This is a genomic window from Janthinobacterium sp. HH104 (assembly GCF_001758715.1).
Taxonomy (GTDB): domain Bacteria; phylum Pseudomonadota; class Gammaproteobacteria; order Burkholderiales; family Burkholderiaceae_D; genus Janthinobacterium; species Janthinobacterium aestuarii.
Window position 1 is genome coordinate 38,020 of the sequence record NZ_LRIB01000048.1, and the last position, 23,319, is coordinate 61,338.

A 23,319-nucleotide genomic window follows, 5' to 3' on the forward strand; every position below is an offset into this window, starting at 1 on the left:
CTTATAAAGAAAATTTTCATTTTAATCCAAATCTGCTTTTTTTGCGATCTGAACTATAGAATAAATCATCGATGCCAAGACCTTTTTGTCTTCGTAGCTATCCTGATGTTTATACCCGGTGTCTTCTTTCTGTCCGTGGAGAAAAAGGTTGCCTTTAATTTGTTGAGCCGAACGGGTTGCAGGAACAGTGTCGTCGCCGGGTGATGTCGCTGTTTGTAGCTTTAGTTTTAATACGCGTGATCCCGCTTGAACGGTCAATATTCCCTTCGCATCATCACTAAGTAATTTCCATTTTTCCGCCGAAGGGACTTGATCTTTTCTTGAGAAGTTAAATAGTCCTCCATTCATTCCATCGATTACTTTGAAAACTATTTCGCCGTAACTGAGATACTCTTTTGATTCGCAATAGCTTGCGTATGTCGTATCATGAAAGAAATTTTTTATGGATTCTGAAAATAGAAATGCTCTTTTTAAACGTGCTTTAACTTTTTCCGCTCCGCCACCTTTTTCATTAGGCACATTTCCTGGGTTAACCCATAAAGGATTGATCAGACGCCACCAGTTATTAGCTGGTTGAAGATAAATACTTTCCAATGCCGTTTGTTTTTCAGAAGGCCAACTCCACAGCACTTGGTCTTTTGTATCGATAACTTTAAGCCAGTTCGAGCCATACGCTAAGCCTGGCATCATTTCTAATGGAGCAGGTGCGTTCGCCAAGACGGCTGTGGCATGCTTGCCATCGATACCAAGAATTTTTGCTTCGACGTCCGCCTTAAGACCAGACTTTTCCTTAAACCCGAATCGCATGCGTTTATACGCGCCCGCAGCACCTGTCGATGGCATGACGTTATGATAAATGCCCAATATCTTTACATTTTTATCATTAGTCATGTTTCCATACTTTGGATGTATCAAGGCACGCGCTAATAACCCGCCCATGCTATGTGTGACCAAGATTACTTCTTTACATTTAAAACCACATTTCTCGTAGCCTGCGACAAGACCACGTATTCGTTCAGCAATTACTTTTGCGGAGTCTGCATTGCTCTTCAAGAAATTGTAGCCCATGGCATGAACCGGGTACCAGCACGGAGCTATTTTTTTAAGATCGATTTCGCTAATGGCCGTGCCAGAGGATGCCCCAAATTCCTGAGGATTTTTCATCAACAGCGTGGTAATTTCAGGATGTGAACTTCTTTCACTTTTTGATGATTTTTGTCGCCAAATAGGTAATACTTCCCCTTTTTTTATTATGTTATTCATGAAAAATTCTGTAGTTTTTAGCATTTCTCCGTAGGCGCCTGTAAAAAGTATTTCACTCCAACCACGCCATCTGGCAATTTGCGCCGGGGTCTCTCGCACATCTGGAGAGAGATACGTGTCCTTTACACCTGGTGACTTGTAGGATACATGTTCTGCCCGTTTTTTCTTGCTGATAGTAATTAATGGAGGAACTTCAGGAAGATCGTGTGGGATATTTTTATGCCTTGTATCAGAAGTCACGGTAATACTTCCACTTGGCTCAAATCTGCCCTTGTTTTCGGTATATGCGTAATATTCAACCTCTGTTTCATTTTGATCAAGTGCCATTTGGCGTTGCGCCGGTGATGCAGTTTTAAACCACCCGCCAATTCCATTGCCTTCGAATGCATTCATTTTTCCCGCAGCGTCCAACATGTCGTCTGGCCTCCAGGCGATATTGTCGGATTTATCCAGTTCTTTTTGGCGTACCTTGCTCATGCGTAAATTGCTACCCATAACCCCAGGTAAAAATATAATAGGGATTATTTTTTTAGGCGGAATAGTTAGGTCATGGCGGATGGTATCGTTTATTTCTGTCATATTGACTGTGTATTCCGCCCATCCGCCGACACTCTGCCGAAACTCGCCTTGGTGATTGCCGTGTTCATTCAAGTCGTTATCATCACTCATGGCAGTTCTCCCTTGTAACGTATCGTATAGCTGTCCATGCCATCTCCTTTTTGTAATGGCGTCAGCCCGTCGGCGCCGCTTTTTTCGCTAATAATGTTGCCGTCGTCCCGTATGAGTTCAAAGGCGATATCGGATGCAGGTTTCCCGTCCACTTCCATCAAGCGGACGGCCTGATCAAAACGGGTCACGGGCCTTTCATTAAATTCCTGCGACACGCTCTTCGGCGCCAAGGTTTCCAGGTTGCCGTTGAAGAGCACAGGGGAAGAGGTGAAGAACTGCACCTTGTCGCTGATTTCCAGCATGTGGTTGGCGCCGTGCAGGCGTACGCCTTTCTTGCCCTTGATGTTGACCCAGTCCGCTTCGCTGATCAGCGACAAGACTTTCTGGGCGAGGATTTCCACCTCGTCGCTGTGGGCCTGGATGGACACCTTGCCGCTGGCGGCGATCAGTTTCATGCCGGCCTTGTGCACGAACAGGCTGAAGGTCTTGGCGATGCTGGCAAACATGCTGTCACCGCTGGCAAGTGAAATATGCTTGCTGCTGGTGAGCGCCACATGCTCGCTGGCGGCCAGGTGCATGGACTGGGCCGTGCTCAGCTCGATGCCGGCCGGACTGGTCAGCAGCAAATGCGGTTCGGACAGCTCCGGGAAATCGCCGCTGGCACCCTTGATGGCGGCGTTTTGCCGCTGGATGGATTCAGCGACGGCGCCCTGTTGTGCTGCGCTGTCTTGCGCCCCCGCATCAACGGCCATGCCGGCCAAGTCTTGCTGCAGTTGGCGTGCCTGCGCCAGGCGGGCCTGTGTTTCGTCGAGTTGCTTGACGGAGCCGGCGCCTGCCAGCGTTTCGGTGGTGATCAGCATGCCTTTGGCTGCGCGCAGGGCGCCCCAGGCGCTGCTGGCCAATTCAAAGCCCACGCCGCGCGCTTCCCTGCGGCCGGCATTGTCGTCGATGCGGGTGATGTTACCCAATGAAAGGCGGCTATCCTGATGCTCGCTGCGCAGCTGCGCCTGAATCGCGCCCTTGGTATCGTCGAGCACGAGATGGTTGGCGCTGCGGGTGCCCAGTTCGCGACTGCGCAATCCGGACAGCGCGCGTTGCTGCGGCAGTTGCCAAGGCGGTGGATTGGCGCTGTTGTAGACCACGCCGATGACGATGGGATGGTCGATATTGCCGTCCTGGAATTGCACGACGACTTCCTGGCCCACGCGCGGCAAGGCGATTTGTCCCATTTGCGGACCCGCCATCGGCATCATGACCCGTATCCATGGCGAGCTGCGCTCATCGAATTCACCGAGGCGGTCCCAGTGAAATTGCAGGCGGATGCGCCCCAGTGCATCGGTATGGATTTCCTCCCCGGCCGGTCCGACGACCAGCGCCGTCTGTACACCGGCAACGGTGCATGGCGTGCTGTTGTAGCTGCGGCCCGGGCGCCAACGGATGTCCCGGCGCACGCACAGCATATTGTTGACATAGTGGGAGGGTGCGTTCGGACCGACCTGATAATTATTGCTGGCGCTATGCTCGACTGACAGGATCAGGTACTCGCGTTCGGCAATACTGTCCGGGCGTTCCTCGCCAGGCTGATAGCGCTTTTCCTCGGCGCTGAAATGTCCATCGAGCCGGAAACAAAGACCGGGCTGCGCGCCACGGTGATTGCCTGCCGCCTCGAAATACTGGCGCAAATGGTCGCTTTCCTCCATGCGGCGTTGTGCCAGAGCTTCCCCGGCATCGACATCCTTATAGCCATAGGCGCCCGTGTTTTCATACAGTTCGTGGGCAAATACATCACCCTGCCGATTCAGCGAGTAGCCGCTGGCAAGGCGCGGTTGCGGATTTTTATAGTCGAAACTGGCCAAGGTCAGTTGCCCGGAGCCGATCCGGCGCACGGCTTGCCACTGTTGCAAGCCATCGTCTTCCATGGAACCCGACTCGGAGTGAAAACGCATGGCGCCGTCGCCGGACGCCGTGGCGATCATGTCAGCCAGGGTGCTGTTGTCTGCGAGCCATAGCGTATGGCCATCGGCGCGGTGCTCGTACCAGTAGTGCCAGCCCAGCGCTTCCCAGCGCCGGTGCAGGTGGTTGTAGTCGGTTTCATTGTGCTGGTTGGCGCAGGTGATCTGCGGATCGTCGCCATGGATGCTGGTTTTCCAGTCGCGCTGCTCGTAGTGGGCAAACGTCGTTTCGGTCAACTGCATTACGCTTTGGCCATGAAAGGACACATTGTCCTGGCGCAGCCTGGCGAAGGCCAGCCATGGTTGCAGCACCATCCGGTACCACGCAAAGCCGCCATCGGCGCGCAGCAGGCAAAACTCGCCCACATAGCCGTTAAAGTAGCGCAGCGTACCATCGTCGCGCACCATGGAAATGGTCACCATGCGGCCCATCATGGCCTTGAGCGCAATATGCGCATCATCGGACAGTAATTCGGCCTCGAAACGGAAGTCGCGCGACACTTCCTCCCTGGCGGTCAGCGAATTGACCAGCAGGATGGCGCCGGCAGGTCCATCTTCATGGGGAAAGTCGATCTTCAGCAGGCGCCGTTCTTGCGCGGCGAGGTCGAAGGCCGACAGTGCCGCCTGGATGTTTGCATGCATGGCCTGCCTCCGTTACAGGGATGTGATCAGGTGGGCGCCACAGGCGGTGACGTCGCCGTCATAGGCGTACGGCTTGCCCATGTGTTTTGCGCCGGCGCCATCGGGCTTGATCGGGAAGTTGCCCTTGCACTTGGGGCAGAAGGTGGTGTCATCGGCCAGCGCCGCCGTCTTCCCCATCACGGTGCTGCCTGATGAGGCGCTGGTGACCTTGCCGCCGTGATCGGTTGCGTCTCCGAGCCGGATGACGCCGCGTCCCGTATGTTTCATGCTTGCCTCGCTTTCCAGTGATGGGCTGCTCAGGTCAGTTGCAGCAGATAACGCACTTCGGCGCCGCGTACCTTGCCTTGTGTTGTCTGCAAGAACGTCGTCCAGCCAAGACGTCGTCTTTCTGACGGGTTGGAACTCAGGAGCAGGGGGGTAATGCATGGCGGACTCAATATCAGCCGCACTTCATATTGCAGGTCTGGTACGCCAAACAGCGCCAGTATCTTTGCCAGCGCCGCCGCGCCGGTACTGCGCGGCAGGAAACGCTGCAGGCCGGCGGGATCCAGCGGGCCGAGATGCAGGCAGACACGCATGTCCTGACGCCAAAGCCGCAGGCCAAGCGTTGCGCCACGCGCCAGGGTAAAGTTGACACTGCCCAGCAGGCTGCGCCGGTTTTTTTCCAGATAGTCCCAGCCACCGTGAAATTGTTGCACGGTGACGGGTACGCCGCAGTACTCGGCCAGCACGGGGCCAATCGCCTGCGCGGAGACAGGGCGGCAGCGCAGCAGACCCGCGTACCAGGCCGCGACATCCTGCGTCACGGCGTCAGCTTCGCCGTTCGACGGCAGCGCACCGCGCCGCACGCCGGCCAGTGCCGTCAGCAAAGGCAGTTGTACATCCCTTGCCTGGGTCTGGAGCGTGGATTCCAGCCGATACTTTTCCCATGCCTGGTAATACAGCGTGAGCATGCGGTGTGAAAAGATATCGAGAAAGGCCGAGACGCCAGCATCTTTGCTCGAAAAACGGTAGGCGGCGATGCGTTCAGAGTGGTGCAAGGGCAGGGTGCCGCCGACGCCGAGAAAACGCATGAACGTCGGCGTCAGGGTCAGCTGTTCATTGCCGTCGAGCGATAGCTGTTCGATTTCACTGGCGGGAAAACTCAAGGACAAGCTGTTCTTGAAGCGCAACACCTGGCCGAAGGCTTGCGCATGGGACACGTTCTGCTCGCGTAGCCAGCACAGCAGAATTCGCACCGCCTGCACAAACTGGTAGCGGTACGGTTCGGCCAGCAGGTGTTGTACTACACCAGATTCTGCAGTCCGCTTCTTGGTTTGCATCGGATCAGCTCCTCTCCGCTTTGCCCTGACAGCACCACCAGTTCGATGAAACTGTTGATTTGCACATACAGCCCAAGAAAGTGATCGATCACCTGCACAAACAGGTGCATGCTGCTGCCGACGAACGCTTCTTCGTCCAGCGTGATGCGCACCTCCACGCCATGCGCCAGCGAGGTACCGCGCTTGTGCCGCAGCCATGTCGTGGCCGGCGAGTGCGCGAGTGCGACGATGCCGCCGATCTGGCGTTGCGAGCTTGCCGATTGAGACAGGTCATACAGTGTCAGCATTTCACGCAGTGCTGGCAGACCTTCCTGAACCAGCGCGTGATGATTCAGCGTCAGGTGCGAAATCAGCCGCCAGTGCAGGCCCGCGCCGGGTGAAAAGCATCGCGGCTGGCTGGGGCGTCGCAGCATGTGCAGTGCAGGTCCGCCGCCGCACGGTTGCAAGTCTCCTTGCGGCTGGCCGTATTTGAGCGACAGCGGAAGGTCGCGGTTACTGCAGGTCAGCGACAGCGACAAGCTGGCTTTTTCGTTGATCAAGGGATTGAAGCCGCTATCGACCAGCGTGATTTTCTTTTCGTGGCCAGGACTTTTCATGGCCAAAGCCATGTCGTGGCGCACGATCCAGTAATGGCCTTGTTGCCCCGCGCCCTCGCCATGGCGCAGGCTGTACAGCGGGCGAAATTCGGTCAGCGTGCTTTCGCCTCCCCGTTGGCGCAGCAAACGCACGGCATCGACAGTGACGACTTCGTAACCATGGGCATGGGTAGCATGGGCCAGCACGGAATAGTCGATTTTTTGCCGGGTGATGGCGATCGGCACGCCTTCCTGGCGGAAGAGGTTGACCGCCGGACTGCAGCCCAGCCTTAAGTTGTCGCTGGAAATACTGGACAACATGCGCGCCGCAGCGCAATCGGAGCGCAAACCGGCCATGCACAGATGCAGGGTAAAGCGCTGGCAACCAGGCGGCAGGGCAGCGCTCAGCGCCGCGATATCGATGTCGAAGAAATTGAATTTTTCCGGATACGCAAAATACTCGCTCAGGATGCGGTAGGCCGGTTGCGAACGGGCACCGAAAGGTATCAAGGCATCCGTGTCGGCGAAGCCGACGGGCGCCAAGGGGACGGCGGGCAGGGCCATCCACTGCGCCGCGTCGATCGACACAAAAGCGCAGACTGCATGCATGAACAGGGCATCGCGCAAGGCGGCGGAAAAAGAAGCTTCGCCATCGATGAAGATGCGCAGTGATGCGGGCGCCGCGTCGAGATGCCGGATGCCGATGTTCAGCGAGGAACTGGCTGATGCTGGCAGGCGTACGCCTGGCGGCGGCTTGATCATCGCATCGAAAACCGCGCTTTCCAGTACCGATGCTCCGGTCGTCATGTCGTAGACCGTCTTGAAGCGGCAGCGTACGCCACGTACCGGCGTGGCGTCCATTTCACTGCCGGCCGGCAGGTGCATTACACCCGCTCCAGCCGCTGGGACAGACTGATGGACGATGGTGCACGATGGAAAGGGGCGCAGATAATGTGGAAACAGGGCTTCGAACAGGGCTTCGGTAAATTGCGGATAGTCGTCATCGAGCCGTTTCGAGATGCGTGCCGCCAGCATGGCCACCGATTCGATCAAGTGTTCGACGTGCGGATCCTCGCAAGACTCGCCGGACATGTGCAATTTGCCGGCGATTCTCGGATAGCGTTCGGAGAACTCACGGCAATGCCGCCTTAGCATCACCAGCTCGCGTTCGAAATACGGCAGCAAGTCCTCCATCTCTCTTTTCCTGTGTCTTCGCGGCGGAATGGTCAGTATCCGAGCGTTTGCTCCAAGGTAAATTGCGTTTGCGCAATAATTGAACAGGGTTGCTGCGCAACATCAAGGACTTTCAAACTGGCAACATCAGACTGGCAAGGCAGCATGATTCCAACAGCCAACATGGAGAACGCCATGACATTGCCATCCAAATTACTGTGGTCCGAGGGGCTGGCCATCGGCCCCCAGCAATTCCAGCAGCTGGACCGCTACCATGAAGCGCGCTTGCAGCGTCTGGCTTCACTCATCAATCCGCATTTATGGGGCGTGCACGGCGTCAGCTGGAATGCGGATGCACTGGCCAACAATAGCCTGCGGGCGGACGCCATGTCGCTCGTCTTTCAGGATGGGGAATTCTTTGAGGCGCCGCTTGGCGATGTATTGCCCAGTGCAGTTGACTTGTCCAAGCTGCCTTCCAGCGAACATAGTTTCACTTTTTACGCCGCGCTGCCGGCGCTGCAGGCACACGGCGGCAATGTGAGTTCTGCCGGCGCGCGCTATGTTCAGGCGGATATCGAAACCCCGGATCTGTACAGCGAGGCAGTCAGCATCGATGTGGCTTACCTGAAGAAGCGCGTGTATCTGCTGTCGCAACTGGATCCGCTCCATGATTATCTTGCCATCCCGGTGATCCGTTTGTACCGCGCTGGCAATGGCAGCTTTGAAATCGATGCCTCCTTCATTCCGCCTGGCCTGACCATCAGCGCCGAGTCTTCGTTGCAGAAAATGCTCGATTCGCTGATCGACCGCATGGGCGCGAAAATCGAGGCGCTGTACAGTCGCCACCGTCAACCCGGTAACAATACGGTTGAATTTCATGGCGGGGATGTTTCCTCGTTCTGGATGCTCAATACACTGAGCACGGCCAGCGCCACGCTCAGTCATTGCGCCAGTTACCGGCGCCACCATCCCGTGTATTTGTTTGAAAAATTGATGGCATTGGCCGGCGGCTTGATGACGTTCTCGAAAAAGTACACGCTGAGCGACTTGCCGGCGTATTGTCACGATGACGCGGCTCCCGGTTTCGGCAAGCTCGATGGCATCATTCGCGACTTGATCGATACGGTGCTCCTGTCGCGTTACTTCCCGATTGCACTGTCCAACGACACGCAACAAAACACCCACTATCACGGCTTGCTCGATGCCAAGCGGATTGACCGTCAGACTGAACTCTGCCTTGCGGTCAACGCCGATATGCCGGCGCTGGAACTGGTTGCCACGGTGCCGTTGCAGTTCAAAATATCGTCTCCGGACAATATCGAACTATTGCTTGGCAGGGCACTTCCGGGTGCCGACTTGCGTCATATGGCCCAGGTTCCTGCTGAAGTGCCAGTGCGGCCCAATACCTATTACTTTTCGATCGATAACAAGGGCAGCATTTATGACAGCATGATCAAGGCCCAGGCGATTGCGATTTATGTGCCGTCTGGCATAAAAGGGCTGAAGCTGGAATTGTTCGGCATCAGCGGTACCGCCGCGTAACGATGGTTGTTTTGGCAAAAGATTGCCCTAAGCAATAGACTTGCCCCAGCAGTTGACGTTATCATGTTTTTGTAAGTGTCGGTCGCTGAGCAGTCAGCGCAATGGTGAAACATGGTGACAGCGAGAGTGAGCATGGGCATGGCGAATGATGCGTGATGTGTCTGGCGGCGGGATGGGCAGGGCAGCGGTGCGCCGCTGCGGCCGCGCATTGCTGTTGATGCTATGCGTCGCCGCGGCCGCGCCGGCCCTGGCTGCAGGCGCGGCACCGCCGCACCAGGGGCAGCGCGTGCTGGTCCTCAACGCCTACGATTACGGCCGCGCCGGCGTGGAATCGTACACGCGCACTTACGTGGCCGCCATGGCCGCAGCGGGCCTGGCCAGCGAAGACATCATGGTCGAGCACCTGAACCTCAATACCCAGGGCGACCCGGCGCTGCGCAACGAGATGCGTGATTTGTTGCTTTTAAGATACACCCAGATGATGGGGCGCAAGGCTGACCTGATCGTTGCCATGCAGCAGCCGGCGCTCGATTTTTTGCTGTCGGACCTGGCGCCGCTGGCGCGCGGCGTGCCCGTGTTGGCGATTAACACCTCGGGCAAGGCCTTGCCGGTAGGCAGCCCGCTGGCCATCTGGCAGCAAAAGGCGAACGTCGATTTTCCCGGCACCCTGGCGCAAGCGATGGCGCTGTTCCCGGAGACCAAAACCATCGTCATGGCCGTCGGCGCCAGCGAAGCCGACCAGGCCTTGAAGCGCAGCATGCAGCAGGCGGCGCAGGCGTGGCAGGGTATCGTTTTCATGGAGTATCTCGACGGCCTGACCCTGGCGCAGATGCGCGCGAAGGTGGCGCGCCTGCCCGCCGATACGCTGCTGGTGACGGGCAATGTCAACCGCGACGTGGACGGCGCCATCGCCACCCCCGTGCAGTTTGCCGGGGAACTGGCGCGGCTGGCGAACGTGCCCGCCTTCGGCATGTACAACACAAACGTGGGCAAGGGCATCCTCGGCGGCTCCATCCTGCACATCGAAGGGGCCGCGCAGCAGGTGGCGCAGATGTCGCTGGCCGTGTTGGCCGGCAAGGCGCCAGCCGCACCGGGCGCCTTGCTGCCGCCGGTCCGTCCCGTGCCCATGTATGACTGGGAGCAGCTGCAGCGCTGGGATGCCGACATCAGCCGGCTGCCGCCGAACACCCTGTTCTTCAACCGTCCGCCGCAGCTGTGGCACGAGCACCGCGCGGCCGTGCTGTCGGCTGGCGCCGTGTTTCTCGCCATGGCGTGCATGCTGAGCGCCTTGCTGCTGCAGCGCCGCCGTTTGCGCCGCGCCGAGGGCGATGCGCGCGAAAGCGAGCAGCGCTTCCGCATCCTCGTCGAGCATGCGCCCGAAGCCATCGTCGTGTATGACCTGGACCTGGACCGTTTTATCGACGCCAACAGCAGTGCGCAGCGCATGCTGGGCATGTCGCGCGAAGCGCTGCTGGCGCGCGGACCGTTCGACCTGTACACGGGCGAGCAGCCCGATGGTCTGCCTCTGGGACTGATGATGGAAGAGCATCTGCGCCGCGCCATGCTCGGTGAACCCATCCTGGTCGAGCGCAATGTGCGGCGCGCCGACGGCAGCATCTTCCCTTGCGAAGTGCGGCTGGTGCGCTTGCCGATGGAAGGGCGGCGCCTGGTGCGCAGCGGTATCGTCGACATTTCCGAGCGCAAGCAAAGCGAGCAGGAACTGCTCGGCTACCGCGACCACCTGGAGGAACTGGTGCAGCAGCGTACGGCCGCCCTGTCGGTGGCCGTCACCGAGGCCGAATCGGCGAACCGCGCGAAAAGCGTCTTCCTCGCCAACATGAGCCACGAGTTGCGCACGCCCTTGAATTCCGTGATCGGCTTTTCGCAGATGATGGCCGATTCGAGCAGCATGTTCGAGGAAGAAAAGCATAACCTGGCCATCATCAACCGCGCCGGCCACCATTTGCTCACCTTGATCAACGACATCCTGGAATTGTCGAAAATCGAGGCGGGCCGCATGCAGCTGCAGGCGGGGCCCGTGGACTTGAACGGTTTGCTCGACGAAGTGCTCGAGATGGTGCGCATGCGGTCGAGCGACCAGGGCATCGCGCTGCGGCTCGAACGTGCCGGTGTGCCGCCGCTGGTGCGTCTCGATGGCGCCAAGCTGCGCCAGGTGCTGCTCAATTTGCTGTCGAACGCGCTCAAGTTCATCAAGCAGGGCAGCGTGACCCTGTCGCTGGCCTGCCACGCGGAGGACGATGGGCAAGTGGCGCTGGCCTTTGCCGTGCGCGATACGGGCAGCGGCATCGCGGAAGAGGACCTGGAACGCATCTTTGAACCGTTCGTGCAGGCCGACAGCGCCGTGGCGCAGGCCGGCACGGGACTGGGGCTGACCATTTCGCGCGAATTCGTGCGCCTGATGGGCGGCGAGCTGCGCGTCGAATCGACCCTGGGGACCGGCTCCATGTTCCATTTCGACTTGCGCGCGCCCTGCGTACAGTGCCCGGCCGTCGCGCCGCTGGCGCCGGGCCGCGTGGCGCGCCTGCCGGCGGCCCAGCGCGGGCGCACGGTGCTGCTGGTCGACGATGACGACAACTGCCGCAAGCTGCTGACCGGCTTGCTGGAGCCGCTGGGCTTCCAGCTGCAGGAGGCGGCGGGCGGCGTGCAGGCGCAAGCCATGCTGGCGGCGCAGCGCTACGACATCGTGCTCAGCGACTGGCGCATGCCGGACATGGACGGCCTGGCGCTGACGCGCTGGCTGCGCGCGCAGCCGGCGCTGGTGCAGCCGCGCCTGGTGATCATGACCGCCTCCGCCTTCGAGGAAGAAAAGCAGGAAGCGCTGGCGGCCGGCGCCGACGGCTTCCTGCGCAAGCCGATCGAGCAGGAACACCTGTTCGCCATGCTGGAGCAGCAGCTGGGCGTGCGCTTCCAGCGCACCGGCGCCGTGCCGCCGCGCGTGCCGGTCGCGCCATTTGACCTGCAGCAGTCGCTGGGCCAGCTGGGCGCGGACGAACGCCAGGCGCTGCTCGCATCCGTGCAAGCCCTCGATTTGCGGCGCAGTGCCATCGTGCTGGCCGGCGTGGCGACCAGCCTGCCGCAGCTGGCCGCGCACATCGCCGCCATGCTGGAACAGCATCAATACCAGCCACTGTGCGCCTTGCTGGCGCAGCTGGCCAGCGAGCCGCAGGGCGAAGACGCATGACGCTTCACCCATCCAAGGGCGCGCGCCTGGGCGGCGTGTCCATCGTGCTGGCCGTCAGCGTGGCGCTGACCTTTGTCGTCACCGCGCTGCTGCTGGTGTTTGCCGTGCTGTTTTACCAGTCCGAACGCGAGCAGCGCTGGCAGCAGCTGCAGCGCAGCCTGTCCGTCAGCGCGGACCAGCTGGCCGTGGCCATCGAACTGCCCTTGTGGAATCTCGATGAAAAGCAGATGCAGGCCATCATGCGCAGCATGCTGGGCAAGCGCGACCTGGTGGCCAGCTCGCTGACGCCGGGCATCGGCAAGGAAGCGCTGGTCCTGCGCCGTACCGCGGACGGCGCCATCGGCAGCTTTTCCTCGCTGTCCGCGGAGCCGGACTGGCTGGTGCAGCGGCGTCCCGTGACGATGGGCGGGCAAGTCATCGGCAGCGTTGCCGTGTATGCGACGCCTGCTTTGCTGCACGCGCAGCTGCGGCAGCGCGCGCTGGGCATCGGCGCCATGATCGTGGCGCTCGACGTGATCCTCGTGGCCAGCATCTGGCTGCTCATGTGGTGCCTGATGCTCAAGCCCCTGAAGGCGATCGGCCAGTATGCGGCCGGCATCCAGGCGGGGCAGGGCGAAGCGTTCGGCACGCCGCCGAAAGCGTGGTTCCTGGGCGAGCTGCGCACGCTGTACCGTTCTATCCGCGACATGGTGGCGCTGCTCGACAGCCGCTACCGCGCCTTGCAGCGCAGCGAGGAGCGCGTGCAGATGGCCACCGGCGCGGCCAGCATCGGCATCTGGGACTGGAACGTGATCAACGGCGCCTTGCAGTGGGACGAGCAGATGTACGCGCAGTTCAGGGCCGATGCGGACAGCGGCACGGCGCCGGCGGCGATCTGGCGCGCGGCGTTGATGCCCGACGACGTGCCGGCCGCCAAGGAGGCCCTGCGCGCCGCGCTGGGCGCCGGCCAGGCGTTCACGCACGAATACCGCATCCTGTGGCCCGATGGCGCCATCCGCTACATCAAGGTCGACGCCGTGATCTTCCGTGACGGGCAGGGCCAGCCCATGCGCCTGGTGGGGTCGAACTACGACATCACGGCGCACCGCGAGGCCGAACTCGAACTGCTACGCCACCGCCATCACCTCGAAGAACTGGTGGCCGAGCGCACGAGCGCCCTGTCGGTGGCCGTCAGCCAGGCGCAGGCGGCGAACCGCGCCAAGAGCACCTTCCTGGCGAACATGAGCCATGAACTGCGCACGCCCTTGAATTCCGTGATCGGCTTTTCGCGCCTGATGGCCGCCTCGCCCAATATGCACGACGATGAAAAGCGCAACCTGGCCATCATCCACCGCTCCGGCAATCATTTGCTCACCCTGATCAATGAAATCCTCGAACTGTCGAAGGGCGAGGCGGGGCGCCTGCAGGCGCAGACGGCCGTGGTGGCGCTGGCGCCCCTGTTGCAGGAAGTGATGGACATGCTGGGCATGCGCGCCGAGCAGCAGGGGCTGGCCCTGCGCCTCGATTGCGCGGGCCTGCCGGAGGCCGTGCTGCTCGACGCGACGCGCTTGCGCCAGGTGCTGCTGAACCTGATGTCGAACGCCGTCAAGTTTGCCGGCGGCGGCGAAGTCACCTTGCGCGTGCGCGGCGAGCGGCGCGGTGGCGATCAATGGATGCTGTCGTTCGCCGTCAGCGACACGGGTATCGGCATCGCCCCGGAAGACCAGCAGCGCATTTTCGAGCCCTTCGTGCAGGCCGACAGCGCGGGACCGAAAGATGGCACGGGCCTGGGCCTGGCCATCTCGCGCGAATTCGTGCAGCTGATGGAAGGCGAACTGACGGTGGAATCGACGCCGGGGCAGGGCGCCGTCTTCAGCTTCAGCATTCCCGCGCAGGCGGCCGAGGCGCCGCTGCAGGTGCCCGTGCCGCAGCCCGTGTCGCCGGCGCCCGAGGCGCGGCCGGCACTGCGGGCGCAAGATTTGCTGCTGTTGACCGGGGAAGAGCGCGCCGCCTTGCTGGTGGCGCTGCGCGAATTGAACCTGGCCAGGGTGGCGCAGATGCTGGCGGCCCTGCCCGCGACGGCGGCGCCGTTGCTGGTACCGCTGCAAGCCATGCTCGACCAGCATCAGTACCGCCAGCTGTGCGACTTGCTGGAGATTGAGGGGGCGCTGGCGCACGCTTGAAAGTGTGGGCTGACAACATCGGATTCGCTGAAAAGAAGGACTAAGTAGCGCCGATGGATGGTGCTAAATTGCAATAAAGATTATGATGATAGTACGTAGTTCATCGCAAAGAAATGTCTTGTCCAGCGTGGCAACCGACCGCCGCGCCTCATCCAAAGCTGAGAGAACTGCTACATGCACCGCGATTTTTCGGAAGTGAACTCGAAGGGCGAAGTACTGATCGTTGAAGATACGCCGGCTTCGCTGAAGCTGTTGAGCGATTTGCTGGGCGGCGCCGGCTATGCCGTGCGCCAGGCGCCGAACGGTGAGCTGGCCCTGTGGACGGCCCAGGCGCGCCCGCCCGAGCTGATCCTGCTCGACGTGCGCATGCCCGGCCTCGACGGCTTTGAAGTGTGCCGTCGCCTGAAGGAGATACCGTCCCTGCGCCAGGTGCCGGTGATCTTCCTGTCGGCCCAGTACGACACGGACGACAAGGTGCGCGGCTTTGCGCTGGGCGCCGTCGACTTCATCGCCAAGCCCTTCCAGGCCGAGGAAATCCTCGCCCGCACCGACGCCCATGTGCGCCTGGCGCGGGCGCAGCTGCAGCTGGCGCAGGAGCGCGCCAACCTGGAACGGCGGGTGGCCGAACGCACGGCCGAACTGGAGCAAGTGGCCAGCACACTGGCACGCGAAGTGCAGATCCGCCGCGCGAATGAAGAATTGCTGCGCCTGTCGGGCCAGGTCTTCGAAGCGACCCAGGACGCCATCCTGATCACCGATGCGGCCGGCGTCATCGTCACTGCCAATCCCGCCTTTACGCGCATCACCGGCTACGCGGCACAGGAAGTGGTGGGCACGGACATCATGCGCCTGCATGCCGAATACACGGGTGAAGCGGTGCTGCTGGCCCTGCGCCAGGGCTTGCGCAGCAGCGGCTGCTGGTCGGGCGAGGTGCAGACGCGGCGCAAGAGCGGCGATACCTATCCCTGCCTGCTCAGCGTCTCCACCGTGCACGGGCCCGATGGTGCCGTCGTCAACTATATCGGCGTCTTCCTCGACATCAGCGAACGCAAGGCCGAGCAGCATCTGATCGATTTCCTTTCCTACCACGATGCGCTGACCGGTTTGCCGAACCGCGTGCTGCTGCGCGAGCGCTTCGAGCAGGCGCGCGTGAACGCCGTGCGCGACAGCCAGCAGGTGGTGCTGATGTGCCTGGATCTGGACCGCTTCAAGAACATCAACGATTCGCACGGCCAGGCCGTCGGCGACAAGGCGCTGCAAGTGGTGGCGCGTTTCCTGTCCGGCTGCGTGCGCGAAGGCGACACGGTGGTGCGCCAGGGCGGCGACGAATTCCAGATCCTGCTGCAGGACGATGCCCTGCTGGGGCGTACCCTGGAGCTGGTGCAAACCATCCTGGCCGGCCTGCGCGAGGAACTCAGCGTCGATGGCGAACGCCTGGCGCTGACGACCAGCATCGGCATCGCCATGTGCCCGGCCGACGGCGACAGCCTCGATGACGTGCTGCGCCACGCCGACACGGCCCTGGTGCGCGCCAAGGAAATGGGGCGCGACCATTATGCCTTCTTCACGGAGCGCATGGGCAGCGATATCCGCGCCCGCCTGGCGATGCAGCAGCAGCTGCGCGGCGCCATCTGCCGCGATGAATTCGAAGTGCACTACCAGCCGCAGATGTGCTTGCGCACGGGTGCCTTGCTGGGCGCGGAAGCCCTGCTGCGCTGGGATAACCCGGTGCTGGGCAAGGTGCCGCCCGGCCTGTTCATCGCGCTGGCAGAGGAATACGGTTCGATCACGGCCATCGGCGAATGGGTGCTCGAAAGCGTGTGTGCGCAAATCCGCGCCTGGCACGACGCGGGCCTGGGCAGCATCAAGGTGGCCGTCAACCTGTCCGGCAAACAGTTCGCACAGGACCGCACGGTGCCGTTCGTCGAGGCGGCCTTGCGCAAATACGGCATCGCGCCCGCCTGCCTCGGCATCGAGATCACGGAAAGCACGGTGATGGGCGACCCTGACAAGGCCGTGGCGGCCCTCACGCGCCTGAAGGATATCGGCGTGGGCATTTCGCTCGACGATTTCGGCACCGGCTATTCCAGCCTCGGCTACCTGAAACGCTTCCCCATCGACGTGCTGAAGATCGACAAATCCTTCGTCGACGACGTCACCACCAGCAGTAGCGACGCGGCCATCGCCCGCTCCGTCATCTCGCTGGCGCACAACCTCGACATGCGCGTCATCGCCGAAGGCGTGGAAACGCGCGAACAGGTCGACTTCCTGACGGAACACGGTTGCGATGAAATGCAGGGCTATTTTTTCAGCCGCCCCCTGGCTGCGGAAGCCTTCACGGCCTTGCTGCGCGAACGGCGCACCCTGGTCGTGACGGTGGCCGTGGCCTGAGCGCCGCGGTGCGGCCGATGCACCATGCCGGTGCGCCCGCCGCAGCGCGGTGCACGATTCTCACTTTTCCTTCCCCTGACGCTGGCACATATCCTGCTTAGGTAATCGCTTATTTACGCGATTGCCCCGCATGCCAGACAGCACCCGACCAGTCACGCCTTTACCAGCCAGCGCGCACGGCGCCTGGCAGGCGCACCTGCGCCTGGGCTTTGCCTTGCACGAGGGCGTCAGCCGCCTCGTCGAGCGCACGCACAGCGGGCCCCTGCGCGTGCAAAAGCCCCTGTATCCGGAAGGGGGCGCCGTCTGCCACGCCATCATCATCCATCCTCCCGGCGGCGTCGTGGGCGGCGACCAGCTGGCCGTCGACGCCACGGTGGGCGAGGGCGCGCACGCCTTGCTCACGTCGCCGGGCGCCGCCAAGTGGTACCGCGCCAACGGCCACGTCTCGGGCCAGCACATCGTGCTGCGCGCCGGTAGCGGCGCGGCCATCGAGTGGCTGCCACAGGAAAGCATTTTCTTCGACCAGGCGTGCGTGCGCCTGCGCCACGAAGTGGAACTGGCGCCGGACGCCAGCTACATCGGCTGCGACATCGTCTGCCTGGGCCGCAGCGCCTCGGGCGAAGTTTTCAGCACGGGCAGCATCAGCCAGCAGGTGCAGATCCGCCGCGGCGGCAAGCTGCTGTGGTGGGAGCAGGGCGTGCTGGCCGGTGGCGGCGCGCTGATGGCCAGTCCGCTGGGATTGGCGGGCCACACCGTGTGCGCCACCCTGATCACCGTCGGCACGCCAGTTACGCCCGCCGTGCTGGCGGCCGTGCGCGAGATCGCCGTGCCGGCCGGCGCCGCGTTTGGCGCCACGCACATGAAGTCGCTGGTGGTGGTGCGCCTGCTGTGCGGCGACAGCGAGGCGGCGCGCCGCGTCATGCTGGCCGCCTGGCAGCTGCTGCGCCCCGCCATGCTGGGACGCGACGCCGTCGTGCCCCGCATCTGGAACACTTAATCAGGAAAGAACAAGGAAACCATGGACCTGACTCCCCGCGAAAAAGACAAGCTGCTCATTTTTACGGCCGCGCTGCTGGCTGAACGGCGCCTGGCGCGCGGCTTGAAATTGAACTATCCGGAAGCGGTGGCCCTGATCAGCGCCGCCATCATGGAAGGCGCGCGCGATGGCAAGTCGGTGGCGCAGCTGATGTCGGACGGCACCAAGATCCTCTCGCGTGCCGACGTCATGGACGGCATCGCCGAGATGATCCCCGACATCCAGGTGGAAGCGACCTTCCCCGATGGCAGCAAGCTGGTGACCGTCCACCACCCGATACCGTAGTTTTTTGAGAAGGAGCCCCTCATGACCCCAGGCGAATACCAATTGGAAGAAGGCGAAATCAGCTTGAATGCCGGGCGCGCCACGGCCACCGTGGTGGTGGCCAACCGGGGTGACCGGCCGATACAGGTCGGCTCGCACTTCCACTTTTTTGAAGTCAATCCCGCGCTTGCTTTCGAGCGCTGGCGCGCCTACGGCATGCGCTTGAACATCACTGCCGGCACGGCCGTGCGCTTCGAGCCGGGCCAGCAGCGCACCGTGGAACTGGTGGCGCTGGCGGGCGAGCGCAAGGTCTACGGTTTCAATGGCGAAGTGATGGGCGAACTGCAAGACACTCCACCGGGAAAGGATTGAGATGGCCAGCATTCCCCGCAGCGCATATGCCGAGATGTTTGGCCCCACCAAGGGTGACCGCATCCGCCTGGCCGACACGGAACTGTTCATCGAGATCGAGCATGACTACGCGATCTACGGCGAAGAGGTGAAATTCGGCGGCGGCAAGGTGATCCGCGACGGCATGGGCCAGTCGCAGCGCTGCGCGGCCGAGGTGATGGATACCGTCATCACGAACGCCGTCATCCTCGACCACTGGGGCATCGTCAAAGCCGACATCGGCTTGAAGAACGGGCTGATCTTCGGCATCGGCAAGGCGGGCAACCCCGACATCCAGCCCGGCGTCACTTTAGCCATCGGCGGTGCGACCGAGATCATCGCCGGCGAAGGCATGATCGTCACGGCCGGCGGCGTCGACACGCATATCCACTTCATCTGCCCGCAGCAGATCGAGGAAGCGCTGATGAGCGGCGTGACCACCATGCTGGGCGGCGGCACGGGACCGGCCGTGGGTACGGCCGCCACCACCTGCACGCCGGGACCGTGGCATTTGCACGCCATGCTGGCGGCCGCCGACGCCTTCCCCATGAACCTGGGCTTCATGGGCAAAGGTAACGTCAGCTTGCCGCTGCCGCTGGAAGAACAGGTGCGCGCGGGCGCCATCGGCCTGAAACTGCACGAAGACTGGGGCAGTACGCCGGCCGCCATCGACAACTGCCTGTCCGTCGCGGACCGCATGGATATCCAGGTGGCGCTGCACAGCGACACCCTCAACGAGGGCGGTTTTCTCGAGCACACGCTGGCCGCCTTCAAGGACCGCACCATCCACACGTTCCACACGGAAGGGGCGGGCGGCGGCCATGCGCCCGACATCATCGCCGCCGTGGGCCAGTCCAACGTGCTGCCTTCGTCGACGAATCCCACGCGCCCGTTTACCGTCAACACGCTCGACGAGCACCTGGACATGCTGATGGTGTGCCACCACCTGGACCCGGCCATTGCCGAAGACGTGGCGTTTGCCGAGTCGCGCATCCGCCGCGAAACCATCGCCGCGGAAGACATCCTGCACGACATCGGCGCCATCTCGATGATGTCGTCCGACTCGCAAGCGATGGGGCGCGTGGGCGAGGTGATCATGCGCACCTGGCAGACGGCGCACAAGATGAAGGTGCAGCGGGGCGCCTTGGCGCCCGACACGGCGCGCAGCGACAACTTCCGCGCCAAGCGCTACATCGCCAAGTACACGATCAATCCAGCCATCACGCACGGGATTGCGCACGTGGTGGGCTCCATCGAGGCGGGCAAGATCGCCGACATCGTGCTGTGGAAACCGGCGTTTTTCGGCGTCAAGCCGTCGATGATTTTAAAAGGAGGCATGATCGCGGCCGCGCAGATGGGCGACCCGAACGCGTCGATTCCCACGCCGCAACCCGTGCACTACCGCATGATGTTCGGCGCTTTCGGCGGCGGCCTGAAAAAGTCGTTTACGTTTGTCTCGCAGGCGGCCTACGACCTCGATATCGGGCACCAGCTGAAACTGAACAAATCCGTCATCGCCGTGAAGAACATGCGCGGCTTGCGCAAGCACGACATGATCCACAACAGCGCCACGCCGCACATGGAAGTGGACCCCGAAACCTACGCCGTGCGCGCCGACGGCCAGCTGCTCGTGTGCGAAGCGGCCGCCGTGCTGCCGATGGCGCAGCGCTATTTTCTATTTTAAGCAGGAGACAAGCATGCTGACTTTGCATACCAAACTGGGACCTGGCGATGAACGTACGCCGTTTGCCCAACTTGTGCTGCCCTACGATCAGCGCGAAAAATGCCGGCTGCGCGCCGTACTGTCGAATGGCGACGACGTGGCCGTGTTCACCGTGCGCGGCACGGTGCTGCGCGACGGCGAGCGCATGACGGGGCCGGAAGGGCAGGTGGTGCAGATCGTTGCCGCGCGCGAGCCGACCTATCTGGTGCGGTGCGCCGATGCGCACACCCTGCTGCGCTGCGCTTTCCACCTGGGCAACCGCCACACGCAGGCGCAGGTGGGGGACGGCTTTTTGCGCATCCGCAAGGACGTCGTGCTGAAGGAGATGCTCGAAGGCTTGCAGGCGATGGTGACGGAAGAAAGCGCGCCGTTCGAGCCCGAGGCGGGTGCGTACGGCGGCGGCCATGGCCACCACGACGGCCACGGCCAGCACTTGCTGGCGCCCGTGCCGCTGCGGCAGAAGATCCACCGTCCCGGCGATGTGCCAGGCGCTGCGTGATGCAGGCCTCGGCCCTGCTGCATTTGCTGCAGTTCGCCAGTCCGGCCTTGCCGATCGGCGCCTACAGCTATTCGCAGGGGCTGGAAGCGGCGCTCGAATCCGGCCTGGTGCACGACGCGGCCACGGCGCGCGAATGGATCGCCGAGCATCTGGCGCAGGTGGTGGCGCGCTGGGAAGCGCCTTTGTGCTGGCGCTTGATGCAGGCGTTCGAGGCGCAGGATTTGCGCGCCGTGCAGCGCTGGAGCGAGCGTTTCATCGCGTCGCGCGACACGGCGGAATTTCGCGCCGAGACGATCCAGATGGGCTATTCCTTGACCAAATTGCTGGCCGAACTGGGCGTGGCCGACGGCGTCCTGATCGACATGCTGCAGGGCCAGCCGGAAGTGGCCTTGCCTACCGCGTATGCCTGCGCCGTGGCGGCACTGGCGATTCCCCGCGAAGAGGCGCTGCTGGCCATGCTGTTCGCGTGGGCGGAAAACCAGGTACTCGTCTGCGTGAAATCCGTGCCGCTGGGGCAGGTGGCCGGTCAGCGCCTGCTGCTGTCGCTGCGGCCGGACCTGGAAGCGGCGGCGCTGACGGCGCAAACCTTGCAAGACGACGAGATGGGCAACTGGGCGCCCGGCCTGTCGCTGCTGTCGATGCGCCACGAAGTGCAGTACAGCCGCCTGTACCGTTCCTGAACACTACAACGAGAGACCATACTATGACTTCTATCACCTCCAATCCGCTGCGCGTGGGCATCGGCGGGCCCGTCGGCTCGGGCAAGACGGCCCTGTGCGAAATGCTGTGCAAGGGCATGCGCGAGCGCTACGACATGGCCGTCATCACGAACGACATCTACACCAAGGAAGACATGGAAATCCTGCTGCGCGCGGACGCCTTGCCGGCCGAGCGCCTGATGGGCGTGGAGACGGGCGGCTGCCCGCACACGGCCATCCGCGAAGACGCTTCCATCAACCTGGAAGCGATCGCGCGCATGCAGGCGGATTTTCCCGAGCTTGACTTGATCCTCGTCGAATCGGGCGGGGATAACCTGGCCGCCACCTTCAGCCCGGAATTGTCGGACCTGACGATTTACGTCATCGACGTGGCGGGCGGCGAAAAAATCCCGCGCAAGGGCGGGCCCGGCATCACGCGCTCCGATTTGCTGATCATCAACAAGACGGACCTGGCGCCGTATGTGGGCGCCAATCTGGACATCATGGCGCAGGATGCCAAGCGCATGCGCGGCGCGCGCCCCTTCGTATTTACCAACCTGCGCAGCGGCGACGGCGTGCAGGTGGTCATCGATTTTATCCGCGAGCAAGGTTTGCTCGATCAACCAGGCAAGGAGCTGCAATGAGCGCAACACTGATGAAGAAAACGGCCGCCGTGGCTGCCCTGTGCCTGCTGGCCATGCCCGCCATGGCGCATCCCGGCCACGGCGAGAGCGTGGGCTTCCTGGCCGGTTTCGCCCATCCGTTCACGGGCATCGACCATTTGCTGGCCATGCTGGGCGTGGGCATCTGGGGCGGCCAGCAGCGCCGCGGCCTGGCCCAGCCCGCCACGTTTCTCGGCATGATGCTGCTTGGCGCGCTGGCCGGCATGGCGGGCTTGACGGTACCCGGGCTGGAAACGGGCATCGCCGCCACGGTGGCGCTGGTAGGCCTGGCCATCGCACTGGCGCTGGCCTTGCCGAACTGGCTGGGCATGGGACTGGTGGGCCTGTTTGCGCTGGCGCATGGCAATGCCCACGGTCAGGAATTGCCGGCCGCCTCGGCCGCCTGCGGCTTCATGCTGGCCTCGGCCATCCTGCTGTGGGCCGGACGTTTCACCGGCCAGGTGCTGGCCGAGCGCATGCTGCGGGTGGCCGGCGTGGCCTTGACGGCCGCCGGCGTGGTGCTGATGGGAGTTGCTTAGGCGCCGGGGCGGCGTTCCGACAGTACGATGGGCGCCGCCTTTTCAGGATGCAAGCCCTGGTGGTCCGCATACACGGCGGCAATCGCCGCCATGTCGGCATCCTTGTCGCCCGTCAGATATAAATGGTCGACGACGCCCAGCACCTTGTTCGGGTAGTCGATGTAGACCAGCAGCAAGGGCACCTTGGCTGCGACGGCCAGGTGATAAAAGCCGCTTTTCCAGTTCGGGCGGTAGCTGCGCGTCGCTTCCGGCGTGATGGCCAGCCAGTACCAGTCGGCGGCCAGCATGCGTTCGGCCTGGCGCTGTATCGTGCCGCTGGTGGTGCTGCGGTCGACGGGTTCGCCGCCCAGGTAGCGCAGCACCTTGCCCATGGGGCCGCGGAACAGCGAATCCTTGGCCAGCCAGCGGAACGGCAGCGACAGCGCCCATTTGCCGAACAGGCCGACGATGAAATCCCAGTTGGACGTGTGCGGGTAGACGACGGCGATGCCGCGCGGCCCTGGCAAGGGGCGAAAGCGCATGCGCCAGCCAAACAGGTGAAGTACGCGCAGCGCGCAGCGCTGGTGCCAGGTCGGCAAGTCGCCCGCTTGTACAAATAAATCGTCCATTGATACC

General features: G+C 62.3%; 18 protein-coding genes. 12 read left to right on the forward strand and 6 right to left on the reverse strand.

Features of this window, described 5'->3' with window-relative positions; translation table 11 throughout:
- Positions 1-21: 21 nt before the first annotated feature.
- Genes JAB6_RS28590 through tssF form a run of 5 tightly spaced genes read right to left on the reverse strand, consistent with a single transcriptional unit; the run spans position 22 to position 7,617 of the window.
- Entirely contained in the window at positions 22-1,932 is a 1,911-nt protein-coding gene (locus JAB6_RS28590) for a triacylglycerol lipase (RefSeq protein WP_083292912.1), read from the reverse strand.
- Entirely contained in the window at positions 1,929-4,526 is a 2,598-nt protein-coding gene (locus tag JAB6_RS22570) for a type VI secretion system Vgr family protein (RefSeq protein ID WP_070304662.1), read from the reverse strand. Before JAB6_RS22570 ends, JAB6_RS28590 begins: the two co-directional genes overlap by 4 nt.
- Before the next feature lie 12 nt (positions 4,527-4,538).
- Positions 4,539-4,793 (reverse strand): PAAR domain-containing protein, encoded by a 255-nt coding sequence (locus tag JAB6_RS22575; RefSeq protein WP_070304664.1) that lies wholly within the window; start codon positions 4,791-4,793, stop codon positions 4,539-4,541.
- Between the two features lie 29 nt (positions 4,794-4,822).
- Positions 4,823-5,848, reverse strand: a complete 1,026-nt coding sequence (gene tssG, locus JAB6_RS22580) for a type VI secretion system baseplate subunit TssG (RefSeq protein WP_070304666.1) — start codon at positions 5,846-5,848, stop codon at positions 4,823-4,825.
- Positions 5,812-7,617, reverse strand: coding sequence for a type VI secretion system baseplate subunit TssF (tssF, locus tag JAB6_RS22585; RefSeq protein WP_070304668.1), 1,806 nt, complete (start codon positions 7,615-7,617; stop codon positions 5,812-5,814). The genes tssG and tssF overlap by 37 nt, the downstream gene beginning before the upstream one ends.
- Before the next feature lie 174 nt (positions 7,618-7,791).
- Here tssF and tssK point away from each other — a divergent pair, with 174 nt between their 5' ends.
- The 12 genes from tssK to JAB6_RS22645 all read left to right on the forward strand — a co-directional run bounded on the left by tssK (position 7,792) and on the right by JAB6_RS22645 (position 22,704).
- A complete protein-coding gene (tssK, locus tag JAB6_RS22590; protein WP_070304670.1) occupies positions 7,792-9,138 on the forward strand; it encodes a type VI secretion system baseplate subunit TssK in 1,347 nt (448 codons plus the stop codon).
- A gap of 217 nt (positions 9,139-9,355) precedes the next feature.
- The gene (locus JAB6_RS22595; protein WP_175444598.1) at positions 9,356-12,340 is read left to right on the forward strand and encodes a PAS domain-containing hybrid sensor histidine kinase/response regulator; all 2,985 of its coding nucleotides are present in this window, start codon (positions 9,356-9,358) and stop codon (positions 12,338-12,340) included.
- Positions 12,337-14,502, forward strand: a complete 2,166-nt coding sequence (locus JAB6_RS22600; protein WP_070304673.1) for a HAMP domain-containing sensor histidine kinase — start codon at positions 12,337-12,339, stop codon at positions 14,500-14,502. The genes JAB6_RS22595 and JAB6_RS22600 overlap by 4 nt, the downstream gene beginning before the upstream one ends.
- Positions 14,503-14,676: 174 nt before the next feature.
- A complete protein-coding gene (locus JAB6_RS22605; RefSeq protein WP_070304675.1) occupies positions 14,677-16,893 on the forward strand; it encodes a GGDEF domain-containing response regulator in 2,217 nt (738 codons plus the stop codon).
- A 130-nt stretch (positions 16,894-17,023) separates the two neighbouring features.
- Positions 17,024-17,890 (forward strand): urease accessory protein UreD, encoded by an 867-nt coding sequence (locus JAB6_RS22610; RefSeq protein WP_070304677.1) that lies wholly within the window; start codon positions 17,024-17,026, stop codon positions 17,888-17,890.
- 21 nt (positions 17,891-17,911) lie between these two features.
- Entirely contained in the window at positions 17,912-18,214 is a 303-nt protein-coding gene (locus tag JAB6_RS22615; protein WP_034751936.1) for an urease subunit gamma, read from the forward strand.
- A 21-nt stretch (positions 18,215-18,235) separates the two neighbouring features.
- Positions 18,236-18,565, forward strand: coding sequence for an urease subunit beta (locus JAB6_RS22620; RefSeq protein ID WP_034751935.1), 330 nt, complete (start codon positions 18,236-18,238; stop codon positions 18,563-18,565).
- 1 nt (position 18,566) lies between these two features.
- A complete protein-coding gene (ureC, locus tag JAB6_RS22625; RefSeq protein WP_034751934.1) occupies positions 18,567-20,267 on the forward strand; it encodes an urease subunit alpha in 1,701 nt (566 codons plus the stop codon).
- A 13-nt stretch (positions 20,268-20,280) separates the two neighbouring features.
- A complete protein-coding gene (gene ureE, locus JAB6_RS22630) occupies positions 20,281-20,805 on the forward strand; it encodes an urease accessory protein UreE (protein ID WP_070304679.1) in 525 nt (174 codons plus the stop codon).
- Positions 20,805-21,485: an urease accessory protein UreF gene (locus JAB6_RS22635; RefSeq protein ID WP_070304689.1), complete on the forward strand. Its 681-nt coding sequence runs from the start codon at positions 20,805-20,807 to the stop codon at positions 21,483-21,485. Before ureE ends, JAB6_RS22635 begins: the two co-directional genes overlap by 1 nt.
- A gap of 23 nt (positions 21,486-21,508) precedes the next feature.
- Positions 21,509-22,147 (forward strand): urease accessory protein UreG, encoded by a 639-nt coding sequence (gene ureG / locus JAB6_RS22640; RefSeq protein ID WP_070304690.1) that lies wholly within the window; start codon positions 21,509-21,511, stop codon positions 22,145-22,147.
- Positions 22,144-22,704, forward strand: a complete 561-nt coding sequence (locus JAB6_RS22645; RefSeq protein ID WP_254671748.1) for a HupE/UreJ family protein — start codon at positions 22,144-22,146, stop codon at positions 22,702-22,704. Before ureG ends, JAB6_RS22645 begins: the two co-directional genes overlap by 4 nt.
- On the opposite strand, the gene JAB6_RS22650 is transcribed toward JAB6_RS22645, so the two are convergent.
- Positions 22,701-23,312 carry a 1-acyl-sn-glycerol-3-phosphate acyltransferase gene (locus JAB6_RS22650; protein ID WP_070304693.1) on the reverse strand — a complete coding sequence of 204 codons (612 nt, stop codon included), beginning with the start codon at positions 23,310-23,312 and terminating at the stop codon, positions 22,701-22,703. The genes JAB6_RS22645 and JAB6_RS22650 overlap by 4 nt on opposite strands.
- Positions 23,313-23,319: the final 7 nt, after the last annotated feature.